This window comes from Nitrospira sp. (assembly GCA_005116745.1).
In the GTDB taxonomy this organism is placed as follows: Bacteria; Nitrospirota; Nitrospiria; order Nitrospirales; family Nitrospiraceae; genus Nitrospira_D.
In genome coordinates, this window is sequence record SWDS01000001.1 from 87,911 (window position 1) to 103,916 (window position 16,006).

Below are 16,006 nucleotides of genomic sequence, written 5' to 3' on the forward strand. Positions count from 1 at the left end.
TTCATTCAGCGGCCTTCCCAAGCATTTGAAAGAGCGATGTCGGGTACGTGAATTGCGATCGTTCTCAGCATGCCGATGTTACGCAGACCAGCCCTGGAGCGCTATCTCCAGACCCGCTTTGGCCCAACGGCGCGATTGTTGTCCTACGGAGTCATCGGGAAAGAGAGTTCCAAGGGAGAGCAAAAACGGTATGGGTATGGCACACCCGTCAAATTGACGTTCCGAGTCGGGCGGCTGGTTCAGTCCGCAGTGCTCGAAACGATGAAGCCGGGTCCGTTCGGGCACGAACATATGGCCGATCGCGCCCAGGCGATACTGTGGGACTACGACTCCTATGGACGTCTATCACACCATGTGAAGGCCCTCGATGTGGGCGCCTTCGACGCCAACCAGGCGCTCTTTTCCCTCGCGGAGGCCCGTGAGTTTTTCGTGCTGAATGAATGGACCGATGGCGCAAGCTATCATGCGGATCTTGCACGACTGGCAAAAGGCGGGAGATTACGAAAGTTAGACCGGCAACGGACCGTCGCGTTGGCTCGTTACTTGGCTCAAATCCATGCCAAGAAACGGCGAGACGCTGATCTTTACAAGCGTCGGTTGCGTGAATTAATCGGTCACGGCGAATGCATCATGGGGTTGACCGATAGCTATCCCAAGCGTTGTGGCTTTATCACAGGCGATCTGTTGCGAACGGTGGAGGAGGTCTGCAACCAGTGGCGGTGGCGCCTTCGAGACAAGGTCAATCGTCTTTCCCAGGTTCATGGGGATTTTCATCCCTACAATGTGCTGTTCCGTACCGGGGAGGATTTTGCGGTGTTGGATCGATCACGAGGGGAATGGGGCGAGCCGGCGGACGACGTGACCGCGATGACGATCAACTATCTCCTGAACTCATTGATCAGCCGGGGCAAGCTCCAGGGGTCGTTCGAGATCTTGTTCCGATTGTTTTGGGACACCTATGTAGAGGTCAGCGGCGACAAAGAGGTTATGGAAACGGCTGCGCCGTTCTTCGCCTTTCGCGGCCTGGTCGTGGCCAGCCCGCTCTGGTATCCCAATCTGTCGATCGACATCCGACGCAGCCTCTTCCGTTTCATTGAAAACGTACTCGATGCGCCGCGCTTTGAGCCGGAACGGGTGAATGAGTATTGTGGACTCTAGAGTCCGTTACTCGCTAGCGGTTTGCCTCAATCGGTCGAACGCCCATGTCTATTCTTGCTGGCTGACCCATGACGATTGAGGCTACATCAAAGGCTTTCGCCATCTGGCTCACAGGGCTGCCTGCGTCCGGAAAGAGTACGATTGCAGCCGCGCTGAAGCCAAAGCTGGAAGAGATTGGTCCTGTCGAAGTACTCGAATCGGATGCGGTCCGCAGAATGTTGACACCTCATCCGACGTACAGTGTTGCAGAACGGGATCTGTTCTATCGTTCGCTCGCGTTCATGGGTGCAAGACTGGTCGCTCATGGCGTCACCGTTATCTTCGATGCGACAGGCAACAGGCGGGCGTATCGAGACTTTGCCCGCAGCCTGATTCCTCAGTTCATTGAGGTCGCCGTGGAGTGTCCGTTGGAGCTGGCCATGCAACGTGACTATAAGGGGACCTATCAGCGAGGCCAACAGGGAGAGTCCTCGACCGTGCCCGGGTTGCAAGATCCCTACGAAGCGCCGGCCCACCCTGAAGTGGCCATAGACGCGACTGCGCTTTCCGCAAACGACGCAGCGAGGAAAGTGCTGGAAGTTGTGAAAGAGAAATTGGCTCAACGCGGAATCGTGTGGGTGATTTTCGCATGATCTGGGAGCGCGGGTAAGAAATGGGTGATGATTTTCATAGCCAAGTATTCCTCGTCGCGAAAGCCGTACGCCTTGCGCTGAATGACACGAATGGTGTTGTTCAATCCCTCGACGCAACCCAGCGAGACTTTGTTCTCGGGCTTGCAGTAGGAGACGATACCCTCCCAATGCCGTTCGATCATGGCCGCGAATTTCTCGAAGGGCTCAAGCCGCTGCCAGCGCAGGCTGCTCTTCCAGTTCTCGAAGAAGCGTCGCGCCCAGCCTTCGCACTCGTAGTCCCAGAGTTGGCCGAAGGATTCCTTGAGCAGGTAGGCGATGTTGAGCCGCTTGTTGGCTGCGAGCAGTGTCGTGAGCGCCTTCCTGCCATCGAGGTCCAGGTTGTCCCGGTGCGACAGCAGGGTATAACGGTTGCCCTTGATGAAGCGGCGCTGGTCACCCTGCACCCGTGCATATTCGCTCCGGCGCACCGCATCCAGGGCATCGTTCAGATGGCGCAGGATGTGGAACTTGTCGAACACGATCTCGGCCTGCGGCGCATACGCGTGTGTCGCTTCACGAAACGGTCTCCACATATCCATCACCGCCACCTGAATCCCCTGGCACCGCCGTTCGCCGTAGGCCGTGAAGAACTGCTCAAGGTCTATCTGCTTACGGCCGGTACCACCGAACCAGATCGGCCGCTGCCCAACGAGGTCGCTGACCACCACCCGGTACTCGTGCCCCTTGCGGATACTGATCTCATCCACGCCGATCGCCGTCGTGGCCGGCAGCGGATGCCGGCGCAGTTGCTCGGCCATATACAACTTGTCCAGGTCCTTGACCGTGGTGTGATGCAGTCGCTCGGGCTCCGCCACATCCTTGACGGTCGTCTTGCGACACAACGCCCCCACATGCAGCGCATAGCGGGCCGTGTAACGCGGGTTGTGGGCCAGCCAGTCCAGATACTCCATGCGAACTCCACAGTCCGGACAGCTTACGCGAACCCGCTCGAACTCCAGCACGATGCAAAAGCCGCCGGCCGAAAGATCCCGCGTCCGCGTCACGCGCCGATCATAGACCGGGCAGCGAGGCCGGGCACAGCACGAACAGGTGCCGGTCTTTTTTTACGCCGCAATCGCACCACGCGCACATCCGGATCACCGAAAACACCCTTGAGCTGCGCGGCCGCGCTGAACCCAGGAAACGAATACAACTCACACAACGTTCGTGCAGGCTTCATCGGTGTTCCCATACGGCAAGGAGTATAACCACATGAAAACGCTATCCTACAGCTACGAACCGGGGCAATACTACGTACAATCGTTCACACGATTCCGCGTTGAGCCGAGAAATTTAACCCACTGTATTCTTGAGCACTTCTCCTGCAACCGCCGATATGCAGCTGTGCGAGCAATCGTCCAACGCTGCTTGATGAGGCTCTCTCCCGGTCGCTATAGTGTCGCACCATGAGGAAGACACCTGCGTCCCGTCGCAGAGGGGGGGGGAGCCCCCTTTCTGACACGAAGAAAAGCCCCTTCATTCCTACTCCCGCCTCGGCAGCCCTTGTTGCCGCATTTCGAGCTCTCGCCGTCAACGATCTGTACACGATGGCCCCGAAAGAGACAGCGCTCAGGGGATATGACTATTACCAGCAGCAACGGCTTCAGCACTATGTTTGGGGTAGGGACGGGGCGACGCTCACGGCGCAGGTGCAGGGAACCAGCCTGTATGAGGTTCTCTTTTCTCTCGACGAGGGGTTTCTCTCTTCGTTCTGTGACTGTCCGGCCTGGGATTTTGATCGGCTCTGCAAGCATATCCTTTGCGCCTGCTTTACTACCAAACATCTGCTGTCGCCCGAGACGGCCTCATTGTCGGATCGGCAACAAGTGCACCTGGCCGCGCGTCGCGTTGAGTTGCTCGGCGACCTTGCCGAGACAGGTTCCATCAAGGGGACGACCCCCTCGCGGAATGGGGAGGGTCTCCCTGGGTCGACCTATGAAATCGTGATCAACGTCGGCCGGCCATATCCGCAACTTGTGATCCATCGGAACGGTGTGCCGCTTCCCGCAGGATGGGTTTCCACGGTACCTCCCGAGTTGCGGCCACTCCAGAATCTACCCTGGTTTTCGTCAGGGTATGATGGGGACGAACCCTTCCAGCGCTATCTCCAGGTCTCTAAGCGCCGGTTCCCGATCGTGCTGAAAGCCGGCCTGGAATCTATCGCCCTCGAATGGACCCCGTTGGTTACCTGTCGGAGCAAAACCGAGATCGCTCTTGCCGGTGATGACGTAAAGATCCGCGCGGTCTGCATAGCTGACGGAACGGCGCTCGACAGAATCGTTCGGTTTCGCGGCTTCGTAGTCGACGTGAGTGGCCGCCGCTTGCTCTGCTTGGAGGACGAAAGCGGGTGGACTTCGTTTCGTGCGTTACGCAACGGTTTCCAAGGTTCCAACGCTGCTGATCCTGGGGGCGGTCCGGTCGGGACGTTGTGCGCGGTGACCTTACCGGACGGTCGGGGCCATGGGCGATGGCAGGGCATTGATTATGAAGTGGAGTTCACCGTCCCACGGAAGGAGTTCCAGTCCGCGCAGATCGATCTGATCCAGAAACAGGCCGACAAGACCTTGCGTGAACTTCTGCTGCGCGCGGATGGGGAAGAGGCGCCGGTTCATTCTTCTGACTCGATGTCGGTGGGCGAGGAGGTGTCGTACGCGTTGATTCTGGCGCCGCTCCCAGACGAGGCCGGCGCACCGACCGCCGCATGGATGCTACGGACGGAATGCCGGCGTGGTGACGCCCGGTTTATTCCGAGTGCCTCGACCTTTTCCTTCATCCGGGCGTTGGAGCAGGGGCGCACTATATCGGCCCCGTTGCGGGCACAAAAACGCAAGGGTGTGCTCTACGATCTATTCTTCACGTCGCTCACGGTCGGCGAGGCCAAGGAGCGAGATCTCCGCATTAAGACGGCGCTGGATCAGAGCGATTGGGCGAGGAGCATCCGTCTTGAAGCCGCTCAATGGCTGAGACACCATCTGTCGGTGTATGCCGGTCAAGATGTACGGTTGCAGGTCGAAGGGAGGCGATGGACACTTCACGCGATCGACAAACACCGCGAAGTATTGCTGTACCGGATTCCATTCGAGGTCTTCGGTCTGGACGCGTTTCACGGCATGCCCTCGTATGACATGATGAAAATCGATTCCCGCATACTGTTTCAACGATTGCCGGAGCTGTTGGAAAAGCTGGCGGCAGCCGGGATTGCATTGCTGTATGAAGACAAACCACTCCGGCCCATTCGGTGGGACTGCGCGGTCCACGTGGAACGTCAGGACCGTGAGGGGATCGGGATCGACTGGTTCGAGATCCGGCCGGAGATTCGCTGCGATGGGGTGGTGATTGATGAGACGGAGTGGCGGGCGGCCATCCGGCAGGGCGGAATGATCGACACTGGGAACGGTCTGCGGGTCTTGGATGGCCAGACCATGGAGCGGTTGCGCGCGATCATCGGTCTCACAGGTGATGCGCCGGAGGATCGGAAAGCAGCGCACGTCGTGCGTGTGCCTCGGTTGCAGATCTTTGATTGGCTGGCGCTACGCGAGCAGGGTATTCCTGTGTCGCTGCCAGCCGAGGACGAGGCGGTGTTGGCGCGCTTGCTGGGATTTGAGCGGATCGAGCCGCTGCCGTTGCCGAAGACCCTGCACGCGAAGGTGCGCTCCTACCAGCATGACGGCTACGCCTGGCTGGCATTTCTCTACGAGCATCGATTCGGTGCCTGTTTGGCGGACGATATGGGATTGGGCAAGACCCTCCAAACTATCTGTCTGCTGGCCGCCATCAAGGAGGGACGTATCAAGACGGCTTGTGGGGTGAAGGGCCCCCATCTGGTCGTCGTCCCGACGAGTATTCTTTTCAACTGGGAACAGGAGCTGGCGCGCTTCGCACCAGGTTTGAAGGTTCATGCGTATAGCGGGAGCGAACGGACCTTCGATGCCGGGGACGGCGAGGTGGTGCTCACGACCTATGGGTTGGCCCGTCGGGATATCGACACTTTAGCGCGGACGGCGTTCCATGTGATCGTGTTCGACGAAGCCCAGGCGGTGAAAAACATTCAGGCGAACACGACGGGTGCGGTCCGTCGGCTCCAGGGTCGGTTCAAGATCGCGTTGACCGGCACGCCGCTCGAAAATCATCTCGGCGAGTATTTCTCCGTGATCGACCTGTGTGTGCCGGGACTCCTGGGCGAATACGATCGCTTCAAAACCGATCTGAAACGTGTGGCGGGTCACACGCTCGATCGGGTGCTGCGACGGACGCGGCCCTTTATTCTGCGTCGGACCAAGGCCGAGGCCCTCCAGGACCTGCCGCCAAAAATCGAGCATGAGATGTTCCTCGAGTTGACCGATCGCCAAAAAGCGCTCTATCAACAGACGGTCGACCAGGTGCGCTCAACGATCGACGACGCCTATCGCACCAAGACTTCCGGGCAGGCGCAGTTTATCGCGCTCACGGCCATCCTCAAACTGCGGCAGGTCTGTCTTTCGCCTCGCCTTCTCACGAATCAGGCTAATGAGACGTCGCCTAAGCTCAGCTTTCTGATGGAGCGGCTCCAACTCTTGCGTGACGAGGGACACAGCGCCCTCGTATTTTCACAGTTCACAAGTTTTCTGGATCTTGCCCAGGAAGCATGCATTCGGCATGGGCTGTCCTACCACCGGTTGGATGGGTCCACGGCACCGGCTGCGCGCAAGGCCCGCGTGACAGCGTTTCAGACCAGTGAACAGCCGAGCGTGTTTCTCTTGAGTCTCAAAGCGGGAGGGCAGGGGCTGAATCTCACCAAAGCGAGTTATGTCTTTCATCTGGACCCCTGGTGGAATCCGGCGGTGGAGCGTCAGGCGTCGGACCGCGCGCATCGCATCGGGCAACAGCAGACCGTCACGATCGTGCGGATTCTCATGCGCCACAGCATTGAGGAGAAGATGATGGCGCTCAAACAGCGCAAGCTCGAGTTGTATGATGCGGTCATGGCCGGCGTGGTGCGAGACTCCGGGCAAGGCGTGCTGACGAAGGCCGACTTCGACTTCCTACTTTCGCCGAGTGCCTGAGCATGGAGGACTGTGGCTGTTGTTGGACTCAAGCGACATGGATACGAATCTTGGAAAATTTGGGTTCTTGCCGATCGACAGAACCATTTCGTTTTCAGGTGGAGCATTCTCGCTGCGCGAAGATTTCAATGAGGTGCTTGCTGTAGTTAGATCAGCTACAAACGCTGACGGGTTTGTCTATCCTCCGCTCGAAAAACAAATGCGAGGAGAGCCCAGAATCCTAGCCGGACAACTCTTGCCAGAAGATCAATGGGATTGGAAAGAGGTTCTGGGAACTGAACGTCCCGCCCATCTACATCAGTTGCCGGTTTCCCATGAGCTTCGGTTAAAGCAGGCTCCCATTGATAACGATCTTAGAAGGAACGACGGAGCATTCTTGATGTATCTAGCAGGTTACCTCTATGGCTATCGGTTGCAATTTCATGACTGGTGGTTCGATGGGCGAGTCAATATGAAGAAATCACACAACATACTTGTGGGGGACGATAAGGCTGCTGACTTCTTCTCAAAAAGCTATTCTGTCTGGAAAAACTGGTCTGTGGAGACCAGAAGACACTTCACGAACATTCTCTACATGACTTCCAGATTAGAGCTGTACGAATGGGATTGGGAAAAGTTCATGATAGCCTACATGGTTTTTGACGCCTGCTATAACCAGGCGAAGGGGCTGGGGCAAGTTGAAAAGACAATACATAAGTTTCGAATTGATGCGATGTGTGAGCGATACAGTTTGCAGTGCAATAGCAGTCTGAGCAACGAGATTGTGAGGTTAAGAAATGCCTTGTTTCACGAAGCCCTATGGGACGGTGGCCAACCGTGCAGTTCAGGAGGGCAAAAGTCTTTTGGCTATACTAAGTGCTTGATGAGGATTAACCATCGCCTAATTCCCGCCATGCTTGGCTATTCTACCGAATACATTGGAACTCATTGGGATTCCTTTAGTCCCTGTCAATTCTAAACCTGCGTCGATTCCCTTTACTCATTCGACTTGGGGTTCGCCGCTGGTTACAACGTGGCTGAGTGAAATCCGTTACGAGGGTGTGCACGGGTATTGTTAGAACCATTGCGTCGCATTCTCCGTCACCTGTTCCAGGGTGCCAGGTTCTTCGAAGAGGTGAGTCGCGCTGGGGACGACGATGAGCTTCTTTTCGCAAGTCAGGAGTTCTTCGAGTAGTGCGACGCCACTCTGAGTGAAAGAGAAGTGGGTGGGAACGTCAGAAGTTGACGGCGGGTACGTCTAAGACTTGATCCGGCTGCTGGGCTCGTTCGAAAATTTTATGGAAGCTCTGATCCATGCGCCTGAGGACATCGGGGGTGAAATGTTTCTCTCCGCACTGTTTGCAAACACCTGCTGGAACGTTTCGCAGGATGAGCAAGTGATCACGGCGACGATAGTCGTAGTTGATATGTCGTTCTTCCACCTCGCCGCCACAGAAGGTGCAATCCGCATAGGTGGTCATGGCTTTGTTCCTCTGGTGCGGAGATCCGTCCATTTTGGTGGCTTTGGGATATATATGGTAATCACCCTCAGGGTTCTCTCAACCTGGTGTTTTAATGGTGCGGGCTACCGTTTGAACAGCCGCACGTAGTCATCGAAGATAAAGAGGCGATTACGCCTCTGACCGGTGAACTCCTTCAAAATGCCGAGCTTGACGAAGTCATCGATGAGCGCAGCGGCAGTGTTGGTTTCAGCCTGGATGAGGTTGGTCACCATCTTGATGGTGGTCACCGGAGACTGGTAGAGCGATTGCATGAGTGTTTGCGCATTGGTCTGGCGGCGTACGTGGAACGTCGGCATATGCTTGCGTTCGATGCGTTCTTTCAGCGCCAGAATGTCCTTGAACACTTGGATAGAGAGGGCGATTGTCTCACGCATGCCGAGTAAAAAAAATCGCAGCCATGGTTCTAACTTGTGCGTCGTTCGGACAGCCATCAGTTGATCGTAATACTCGCCCTTGTGCCGCTCAAAGAAATCGGAGAGATACAGCGCGGGCTTTTGCAGAAGGTTGAAACTGACGAGATAGAGCACGATGAGCAGGCGGCCTAGGCGTCCGTTTCCGTCAAGAAATGGATGGATCGTCTCGAACTGGTAATGCATGAGCGCAACTTTGATCAGGTGCGGGACATGAATCTGGTCGTTGTGCATGAACTTCTCAAGATCGCTCATAAGGTCCGGCACATGCTGGTGGTGGGGAGGGATAAATGTGGCGTGCTTAAGGCTGATGCCGATCCAGTTTTGGCTGGTGCGAAATTCTCCTGGCTGTTTGTGCTTGCCGCGCACACCTTGTAATAGCACTGCATGGGTCTCGCGCAAGAGGCGGTTGGACAAGGGAATTTGACGCAACTGCTTGATGGAGAAATTAATTGCCTCGATATAGTTGTGTATTTCCTGCCAGTCATCGCGTTTTTCCGGATCGACATCGAGCTTACCGACCAGCGCCTCTTCAATGTTGGTCTGGGTGCCTTCGATACGGCTGGAGGTGGTTGCTTCTTTGGTGATGTGCATTCGGACGAAGAAATCCACATCCGGGATGAGCTGAGAAAACGCGTTCAACTCCCCAATCAGACGGTTAGCCTCCTCCAGGAGAGTGAGAATCTCAGGATCGGATACGATCCATTCCCGGTTAATCGATGTGGGTGAAAAACTCCGATATTCATATTGTTGCTCGTACTCTCCTGCTTTGAATTCACTGATATTCATAGGTTTTCCTGTCGCTGTCTTTCCGATTTGAACTAAGGCCTCCCGCTATGTCAAATAGGTGGCACCAATTTGATATAAGATTTGACGTATGTCAAATGTCTGGATGGTGTTAGGAGAAAGCTATTCAATCACTGGCCGACCAGTGCCGGAATCGAGAAGACGCTGATGGCGATTTAATGGAAGGTGGTTACGGAAGCAGGTGCAAGTAGTGCAAGAACCATCTGCTTGCCTGTTCCGCCACCTGTTCCAGCGTACCCGGTTCCTCGAAGAGGTGAGTGGCACCGGGGACGATGATGAGCTGCTTTTCGCAGGTCAGGAGTTCGTAGGCTGCCTGGTTCATCTCAATCACCGGTTCATCATGGCCACCGACGATCAACAGGGTCGGAGCTGTGACCGATGGTAGATAGGGTTCAGCCAGGTCCGGTCGCCCTCCTCGTGACACCACGGCCTTGACGTTCGCTGGCTCTCGTGCGGCAGCTTGCAATGCTGCTCCGGCGCCGGTGCTGGCCCCGAAATAACCGACCTCTCAATCTTTCGTCCGTGGTTCCGCTTCCAGCCAGTAGATCGATATCGAATACCTTGCGCCGATCATCCGCGTCTTCTTCGGTCAATAAATCGAGCAGCAACGTGGCAAGTCCGTCTCGTTGTAACTGGCGGGCGACGAAATTGTTATGAGGGCTCAATCGCCCACTACCACTCCCATGTGCAAAGACCACCATGCCGCATGGACTGACCGGGAGTCCGAGGATGCCCTCCAGGGTAATTGTCCATTTTGTGATCCTGACGCGGTGCTCGTGCAGGGATGTCAAGGCTGTCCCTTTTTCTTTGCGGAGCTGCAGGGAGCCGGACGGCTGAGCCCAGGTGGCAATTTGGTCTTGTCGTCGACGCAGGCAACATTCAGTTGTGTCTGTGAGAGACCAATGACCGACGAGAGGATGGCTCCCGCGAAGTTCGCGCGACTCAAGTCTGCTGAGTCTAGTCGAGCGCCGCTCAAATTACCCGAAACAAATGTGGCATCTTGTAGGTTCGTGTCCTGAAGGTTGGCGTGGGTCATGTTGGAGTGGCTGAAATTCGACCCGCGAAGATCCGCGCCGACAAAATTGGCCGATTCCAGAGTGGCCCTGTTGAACTGTGCGTGCTGGAAAGAGGATTTCGGAGCGTAGAGTTCGCTCAGATCGCCGTTCATGAAGTTGGTGCGCAGTCCCTTGGCCTCAATAAGGATCGCGCGGGTGAGGTTCGCATCCAGGAAATCGGCTTCATCGAGGACGGCGTGATAGAGAATAGCCATCCGGAGCTTCGCCGAGTGCACATCCGCCTTGACCAGAGCGGCCTGTTCTAGGTTGGCTCCTTCCAAATCCGCGTCATGCAGGTCTGCGCCATGTAGGCTGGCGTACCGAAGGTCTGCGCCGCGAAGAATCGCTTCCTTCAGGTTTGCGTCACGCAAATTTGCTTCGTCCAGATAGGCGCTTTCCATGTCGGTTTCGATCAGGCGGGCCCCTTCCAATTGCGCACGGTCCAGCAGCGCGCCCTGAAGATTAGCCCGATGCAGATTCGCATTGGTCAGGACGGTGCGGCGCAGGTCGGCGCCTGTCAGATCAGTGTTCACCAGGACCGCACCTTTCAGGGTTGCTCCGTAAAAATACGCCTCGACGAAGTTGCCGTCGGTCAAGTCGGCAGAGGTGAGATCGGCGCCCTCAAATTGCGCCCGCTCGAACGAGGCTTCGCGTAGTTTGGCGCCGACCAGGACAGCGTCGAAGAGCGCAGCTTCATCGCCGATGGCTCGGGAGAGATTTGCGCCAGTGAGCCGGGCACGGCGCAGATCGGCTCCGGAGAGATTACTGTCTTCTAGGAGGGCTTTGGTGAGGTCAGCCCCGGCAAGGCTAGCCTGAGCCAGGTTGACCTGAGCCAGCTTCGCTTGACGCAGGACCGTACCCTCCAGATCGGCCCGTTCGAGATTCGCTCCCGCGAGTGCTGCCCGGCTCAGATCCGCTTGGCAGAGCTCCATCCTTTTGGCATCAGGGTTGCCCCGATACTCCACCCATCGTTCATGCGAACGCACGAGGGTCTGTAATGTCTTGGCCGGGACAGGCTTCTGCTTGTAAGCGCTCTTACAGAGGGGAACCGCGAGCGACGTCGTGTTAGAAGCAGGTGAGCCTGCCGCTCCGGCCCATGAGGCGGGAAGTCCGATGAGGATGATCATCCCTACAATGACGGTCGGTAAGGAAAGGCGGTTCATCTCGTGTCTCCTTCGGTGGTACATCCTGGGTTTGACCTTCAAGGCTAGGCGTTGCAAGGCCGTGGGAATCCGATTGTCACAGGTTCAAGCGCTCGCAGGGATTCAGGAACCCGTTCCATCGGCGCCCTTCGGCCAAGGTTGATAAGCAAGCAGGGTGCGGCAGCGCATACTGATCAGAGCAATGGGAAGACCGGGTGCCTGAAACCGTTGACGATAGTTCTCCAGGGTCAAGTGAATCGTAGCCTCACCTTGAGTAGATCGATGATCGTCCTTCTTGCGACAGAAGGCGTATGTACGCCACGGCGTCTTGCATTTCTTCGTCGGTGAGCTGGCCGCGCCAAGAATGCATTGGGCTGAAGACCACACCGTGCTCGATCGTTCGCAGTAACTCTTCATCGGATTTTAGGAATGACCGGAAGCGCTGAAAATCAGCCGGTGGGACTTTCAAGGAAGTGGCGGTAGGGCCGTCTCCTTGACCGGTAAGACCGTGGCAGTCCTGACAGTGGTGCTGATAGATCGATTTCCCGCGTGTGATGTCCGGCGGATAGTCCTGGGCGTACAAAGGAGATAGCACCAGACCAATCAGAACGAGAAGGGTCCACAGTCCCACGATGAAGAATAGATTCTCGGTGTATTGTGATTGCATGACCCACCTAGTCCTGCAGCGTGTTCAAAAAGGCCGTCCAACAAGGCCGCAGCGAGAGAGGGGCCGAGGCGTACCCTCTGGGGTACGTTGAGGGCCTGAACGATGCGAGAACGCCGTTGGCGGACTTTTTCAACATGCTGCTAACTCTTCTTCGTGGTGTGAGCGATAAAGGAACTGAACAGCTGCTGCAGCTTCTTGCTTCCGCAGGCCGGGCATGCCACCTCGCCTGCTGCATGCTCATTCAATGTTACCACGATCAACGATTCCTTCCCGCAATCGAGGCACGTATAGTCGTACATTGGCATGGTGCGTCCCTTTCGACTATCAACCAACAATCATGAGTGGATAGGTCCCTTGGTGCAACAGCGCATGTGACACGCTGCCGAGCACCATACGGGTGATGCCGCGGCGTCCACGGGATCCTGCGAGAATAAGGTCTGGATTCAAGGCCTTGGCTTCCTGAAGAATTCCCTCGACCGGGGTACTCAACGTAGTCGCCACGCGGGTTTGATAGCCCAATGGTCTGAGCTTGGCGGCTATCTCGTCGAGGAAGTCTTTCGCCTTGCCAAGGGAATGGGTTTCCATATGCTCGGCCGAGACCGCATCCACCGGCCAGGGTGGCCTGGTATGGGGGAGAACGGTGAACAGGGTAATCGTGGGGGGAGTACGAAAGGGTTTCTGTTGAAGGAAGGAGAGAGCATGGTCTGCATCATAGCTCCCTTGCAGGGGAAGCAAGATATGATGAAGCCTTTTTAAGGGGCCAGGAAGAATCAGTTTTGCGCCAGATCCGAATGTCAGCACTCGGTGGGAGACACTTCCAACGAGCCGCTCCTTGATCGGTCCAAGGCCTCTGGCACCCAAGAGAATGAGGTGTATCTTTTGCTGTTCAGACAACGCCACGATCTGATCCACCGGAGATCCAACGACCAAATGCTTCGTGACCGGTCCGGCATCTAATGGCAGCAAGGACACGATGCGATCCAACAAGCGAGTCCCGTCGTCGCGCATGTTGCGCTCGACCGATTCGTACAGTTCTTGTGCTACCTCCGGAATCATCATGGGATAGGCTGGACTCGGAACATCAAGCACATGCACGAGGTGCAGTTCCTCGGCACGAGCTAAGTATTTCAAGGCGCGCACGGCTTCATAGGAATGGTCTGAACCATCCACTGCAAGTAAGAGCTTCATAAGAACCTCATTGACAATCTGCCAGACAGAAGAAAATGACGTAGATTACAATCGCGAGACCAAAGCCCACTGCTCCGAGCAGGAGCCACTGTGCACGTGTCATGCTTTCCCCCCTACTGAAGATGGTCTTCAGCAAGTCCAATGCCGTTCAAGGAGAAGATCGTCAGGGATAAGGAGTGAAGAGGGAAAGACATATTGTTGCGAAATTCCCTTGCCCCTAACCGCTTATCCTTCATGCCTTCTGGCGCCTTCTGCCACAGCAGGCGAATGACTTCTGTAGCAGAGCGCCACTTCTCTTGGAGACGGAATCAATGGCCAAGCGCCCATCGTGAAGGCAAAGAACTGCAAACCTGTGGTTTCCCCGAGCTCTCCACCATCCCTGACCGTGTTTGGCGAATGGCATCGCCCTTGCTCAATTATTCGCCAGGAGGATCGTTCATGGGGAAGGAGACAAATCTCTTCGAGACCATACTGGTTCCGGTTGATTTTTCCCCCTGTTCAGATGAAGCATTTCGGGTCGCCTGTCAGCTCGCTCGACTGTGTGGGGCGGCAGTGCTTGTTCTGCACGTGATCGACACCAGTGCGCTTGCTGCATTCAATCGATTGGGTTTGCTGGCTGTTCCATCCGATGCCGCGCCACAGCGCCGCCGCTTACGCCATCATGCCCGTCTAAAAGTGAGGCAGTTGTTGGAGTCGAAAGTAGCCACGGATGTGAAGATCACACGCCTGATCGTGGAGGGGGTGCCCTTCGTCGAGATCGCCAAAGTTGCGCGCACGGGGGATATCGATCTGGTCGTGATAGGAAGCTACGGCGGTCGGTCCGGCAGTGTGGACAGGATTTTCTTTGGCAGCACGGCAGAAAAGGTCGTTCGCACAGCCGGATGTCCTGTCTTGACCGTGCCGCTTGAGGCATCCGCGCCACAGCGGAAGTCCACGCGTTGATCAATAGTTAATTGGCAGATGGAGGATCTGATGACGATTGGGGCAAGTTTGGTACAGTGGCGCAGGTTGGGAATGGTTCTCTCCATGGTCTGTCTAGCCTGGATGTATGGGTCGGTTCTCCTGGCGCAATCCGAACAAGTGGTGGACGTGACGATCAAGGATTCTCGTTTTGTGACGAAGCAAAGCCCGTTACGCTTGGGGTTTCCTACCGTCATCAAGGTACGGAATGATGATGCGGAGCGACACGATTTCAGCTCGACCATGTTTGAAGGGATTCCGACACAGATTGAAAAGGACGGCGTGATCGTCTATGGCCGTGGGGTGGGGGGAGTCTATCTCGATCCGAAACAGGACGCCACGATTCGATTTGACATGACGCGACCAGGCCGGCATGTCTTTCGATGCTCGATTCACCCGACGATGAGCGGAGAGTTACTTCTATTAAGTGCGGAGGCAGTGTGAGTGTGCCAGCAGGGGGGCTGAGAATTCTCTTGGCCACTGATGGGTCACAGGGATCGGTGCGGGCAGAGGCCTATGCCTGTGCGCTCGCCCAATCGTGGGGGGCCTCGCTGACCGTGATGAGCGTTCTGGAGTTTCCTCCGGGGATGAACCCGGACTATGCGGTGAATCGATTGTACCTCGATGAATTGATGCAGGAGACAACAACCAGACTGGTGGACGTAACAGCACGGGCGGGCGGCCTTGGGCTCTTAGCCCAGTCTCGCATTGCAACCGGAATCCCAAGTGAAGAAGTGTTGGCCGTTGCAGGGGCTGAAGACGCAGATCTGGTCGTGGTTGGGACGAGAGGGAAGACCGGTCTCGAGCACGTTTTACTGGGAAGCACGGCTGAGCGAATCATTCGCATGGCACCCTGTCCCGTGTTGACCGTCCCGGCGGGGAAGCAGCGCGCAGGGGAACGTCTGAAGGCCACCTTCACGAGAATGCTCGTGCCGGTCGACTTCTCAGATTGCTCACGTGACGCACTGGAGTATGGAGCGTTGATCGCACAACGATGGAAAACCTCATTGAAGCTCTTTCATGTGCTAGAGCCGGTGTCGTACGGGTTAGACTTTACGCTGCCCCAAATGGCTCATAGGGAATCGAGCAAGACAGCCATTACGAAGCGGCTATCGGATTTCGTCTCCGCGCTCACTTCCCTCGGCCTTGTATCCGACTTCTTGATTTCGGGCGGGCTGCCGGCCGATTCCATCCTTGATGCGGCTCGAGCCCAATCGGTTGATGTGATTGTGATGGGGACGCATGGCCGCCGGGGGGTGTCTCATGCGTTGTTCGGCAGTGTCACGGAGTCCGTTCTACGGAGATCCTCCTGCCCTGTTCTCACCGTACGGAGCCTGAAGTTACCGCCAGACCATCGTCGTATCCTCTCGGGACTATCGATGCCGCCCACTGTGTAACCCAGGA

15 protein-coding genes and 2 pseudogenes are annotated in these 16,006 nt (G+C 56.4%); 7 read left to right on the top strand and 10 right to left on the bottom strand.

The window, feature by feature from the left end; translation table 11 throughout:
• Positions 1-69 precede the first annotated feature (69 nt).
• Entirely contained in the window at positions 70-1,158 is a 1,089-nt protein-coding gene (locus E8D52_00445; protein ID TKB70602.1) for an aminoglycoside phosphotransferase family protein, read from the top strand.
• A 68-nt stretch (positions 1,159-1,226) separates the two neighbouring features.
• On the top strand, positions 1,227-1,790 hold the full coding sequence (locus E8D52_00450; protein TKB70603.1) for an adenylyl-sulfate kinase: 564 nt from the start codon (positions 1,227-1,229) through the stop codon (positions 1,788-1,790).
• Here the strand turns inward: E8D52_00450 and E8D52_00455 are convergent.
• Positions 1,757-2,740, bottom strand: coding sequence for an ISL3 family transposase (locus E8D52_00455; GenBank protein ID TKB70604.1), 984 nt, complete (start codon positions 2,738-2,740; stop codon positions 1,757-1,759). The two genes, E8D52_00450 and E8D52_00455, sit on opposite strands and share 34 nt — an antisense overlap.
• A gap of 89 nt (positions 2,741-2,829) precedes the next feature.
• The gene (locus tag E8D52_00460; protein ID TKB70605.1) at positions 2,830-3,009 is read right to left on the bottom strand and encodes a hypothetical protein; all 180 of its coding nucleotides are present in this window, start codon (positions 3,007-3,009) and stop codon (positions 2,830-2,832) included.
• A 226-nt stretch (positions 3,010-3,235) separates the two neighbouring features.
• On the opposite strand from E8D52_00460, the gene E8D52_00465 reads away from it, so the two are divergent.
• Positions 3,236-6,871 (top strand): helicase SNF2, encoded by a 3,636-nt coding sequence (locus tag E8D52_00465; GenBank protein TKB70606.1) that lies wholly within the window; start codon positions 3,236-3,238, stop codon positions 6,869-6,871.
• Positions 6,872-6,908: 37 nt separating this feature from the next.
• Positions 6,909-7,829, top strand: a complete 921-nt coding sequence (locus tag E8D52_00470) for a hypothetical protein (GenBank protein TKB70607.1) — start codon at positions 6,909-6,911, stop codon at positions 7,827-7,829.
• 96 nt (positions 7,830-7,925) lie between these two features.
• Here E8D52_00470 and E8D52_00475 read toward each other — a convergent pair.
• The 8 genes and pseudogenes from E8D52_00475 to E8D52_00510 all read right to left on the bottom strand — a co-directional run bounded on the left by E8D52_00475 (position 7,926) and on the right by E8D52_00510 (position 13,642).
• A pseudogene (locus tag E8D52_00475) lies at positions 7,926-8,030 on the bottom strand (alpha/beta hydrolase).
• Between the two features lie 55 nt (positions 8,031-8,085).
• Entirely contained in the window at positions 8,086-8,364 is a 279-nt protein-coding gene (locus E8D52_00480) for a type II toxin-antitoxin system MqsA family antitoxin (GenBank protein ID TKB70608.1), read from the bottom strand.
• Between the two features lie 71 nt (positions 8,365-8,435).
• Positions 8,436-9,572, bottom strand: a complete 1,137-nt coding sequence (locus E8D52_00485) for a Fic family protein (protein TKB70609.1) — start codon at positions 9,570-9,572, stop codon at positions 8,436-8,438.
• A 187-nt stretch (positions 9,573-9,759) separates the two neighbouring features.
• Positions 9,760-10,291, bottom strand: a pseudogene (locus E8D52_00490) (alpha/beta hydrolase).
• A gap of 86 nt (positions 10,292-10,377) precedes the next feature.
• The gene (locus E8D52_00495; protein TKB70610.1) at positions 10,378-11,832 is read right to left on the bottom strand and encodes a pentapeptide repeat-containing protein; all 1,455 of its coding nucleotides are present in this window, start codon (positions 11,830-11,832) and stop codon (positions 10,378-10,380) included.
• 220 nt (positions 11,833-12,052) lie between these two features.
• Positions 12,053-12,454, bottom strand: a complete 402-nt coding sequence (locus tag E8D52_00500; GenBank protein ID TKB70611.1) for a cytochrome c — start codon at positions 12,452-12,454, stop codon at positions 12,053-12,055.
• A gap of 140 nt (positions 12,455-12,594) precedes the next feature.
• A complete protein-coding gene (locus E8D52_00505) occupies positions 12,595-12,759 on the bottom strand; it encodes a zinc ribbon domain-containing protein (GenBank protein ID TKB70612.1) in 165 nt (54 codons plus the stop codon).
• Positions 12,760-12,778: 19 nt separating this feature from the next.
• Positions 12,779-13,642 (bottom strand): universal stress protein, encoded by an 864-nt coding sequence (locus tag E8D52_00510; GenBank protein TKB70613.1) that lies wholly within the window; start codon positions 13,640-13,642, stop codon positions 12,779-12,781.
• A 234-nt stretch (positions 13,643-13,876) separates the two neighbouring features.
• Here E8D52_00510 and E8D52_00515 point away from each other — a divergent pair, with 234 nt between their 5' ends.
• The 3 genes from E8D52_00515 to E8D52_00525 all read left to right on the top strand — a co-directional run bounded on the left by E8D52_00515 (position 13,877) and on the right by E8D52_00525 (position 15,999).
• Positions 13,877-14,584 (top strand): universal stress protein, encoded by a 708-nt coding sequence (locus tag E8D52_00515; GenBank protein TKB70614.1) that lies wholly within the window; start codon positions 13,877-13,879, stop codon positions 14,582-14,584.
• Between the two features lie 72 nt (positions 14,585-14,656).
• On the top strand, positions 14,657-15,046 hold the full coding sequence (locus E8D52_00520; protein TKB70918.1) for a hypothetical protein: 390 nt from the start codon (positions 14,657-14,659) through the stop codon (positions 15,044-15,046).
• Positions 14,986-15,999 (top strand): universal stress protein, encoded by a 1,014-nt coding sequence (locus tag E8D52_00525; GenBank protein TKB70615.1) that lies wholly within the window; start codon positions 14,986-14,988, stop codon positions 15,997-15,999. The genes E8D52_00520 and E8D52_00525 overlap by 61 nt, the downstream gene beginning before the upstream one ends.
• The last annotated feature ends 7 nt before the right edge of the window (positions 16,000-16,006 follow it).

Coding starts and splice junctions, on each gene's coding strand:
- E8D52_00445 (TKB70602.1), top strand. CDS start 70: ATGCCGATGTTACGCAGACCAGCCCTGGAGCGCTATCTCCAGACCCGC.
- E8D52_00450 (TKB70603.1), top strand. CDS start 1,227: ATGACGATTGAGGCTACATCAAAGGCTTTCGCCATCTGGCTCACAGGG.
- E8D52_00455 (TKB70604.1), bottom strand. CDS start 2,740: ATGGAGTATCTGGACTGGCTGGCCCACAACCCGCGTTACACGGCCCGC.
- E8D52_00460 (TKB70605.1), bottom strand. CDS start 3,009: ATGAAGCCTGCACGAACGTTGTGTGAGTTGTATTCGTTTCCTGGGTTC.
- E8D52_00465 (TKB70606.1), top strand. CDS start 3,236: ATGAGGAAGACACCTGCGTCCCGTCGCAGAGGGGGGGGGAGCCCCCTT.
- E8D52_00470 (TKB70607.1), top strand. CDS start 6,909: ATGGATACGAATCTTGGAAAATTTGGGTTCTTGCCGATCGACAGAACC.
- E8D52_00480 (TKB70608.1), bottom strand. CDS start 8,364: ATGGACGGATCTCCGCACCAGAGGAACAAAGCCATGACCACCTATGCG.
- E8D52_00485 (TKB70609.1), bottom strand. CDS start 9,572: ATGAATATCAGTGAATTCAAAGCAGGAGAGTACGAGCAACAATATGAA.
- E8D52_00495 (TKB70610.1), bottom strand. CDS start 11,832: ATGTACCACCGAAGGAGACACGAGATGAACCGCCTTTCCTTACCGACC.
- E8D52_00500 (TKB70611.1), bottom strand. CDS start 12,454: ATGCAATCACAATACACCGAGAATCTATTCTTCATCGTGGGACTGTGG.
- E8D52_00505 (TKB70612.1), bottom strand. CDS start 12,759: ATGCCAATGTACGACTATACGTGCCTCGATTGCGGGAAGGAATCGTTG.
- E8D52_00510 (TKB70613.1), bottom strand. CDS start 13,642: ATGAAGCTCTTACTTGCAGTGGATGGTTCAGACCATTCCTATGAAGCC.
- E8D52_00515 (TKB70614.1), top strand. CDS start 13,877: ATGCCTTCTGGCGCCTTCTGCCACAGCAGGCGAATGACTTCTGTAGCA.
- E8D52_00520 (TKB70918.1), top strand. CDS start 14,657: ATGGTTCTCTCCATGGTCTGTCTAGCCTGGATGTATGGGTCGGTTCTC.
- E8D52_00525 (TKB70615.1), top strand. CDS start 14,986: ATGCTCGATTCACCCGACGATGAGCGGAGAGTTACTTCTATTAAGTGC.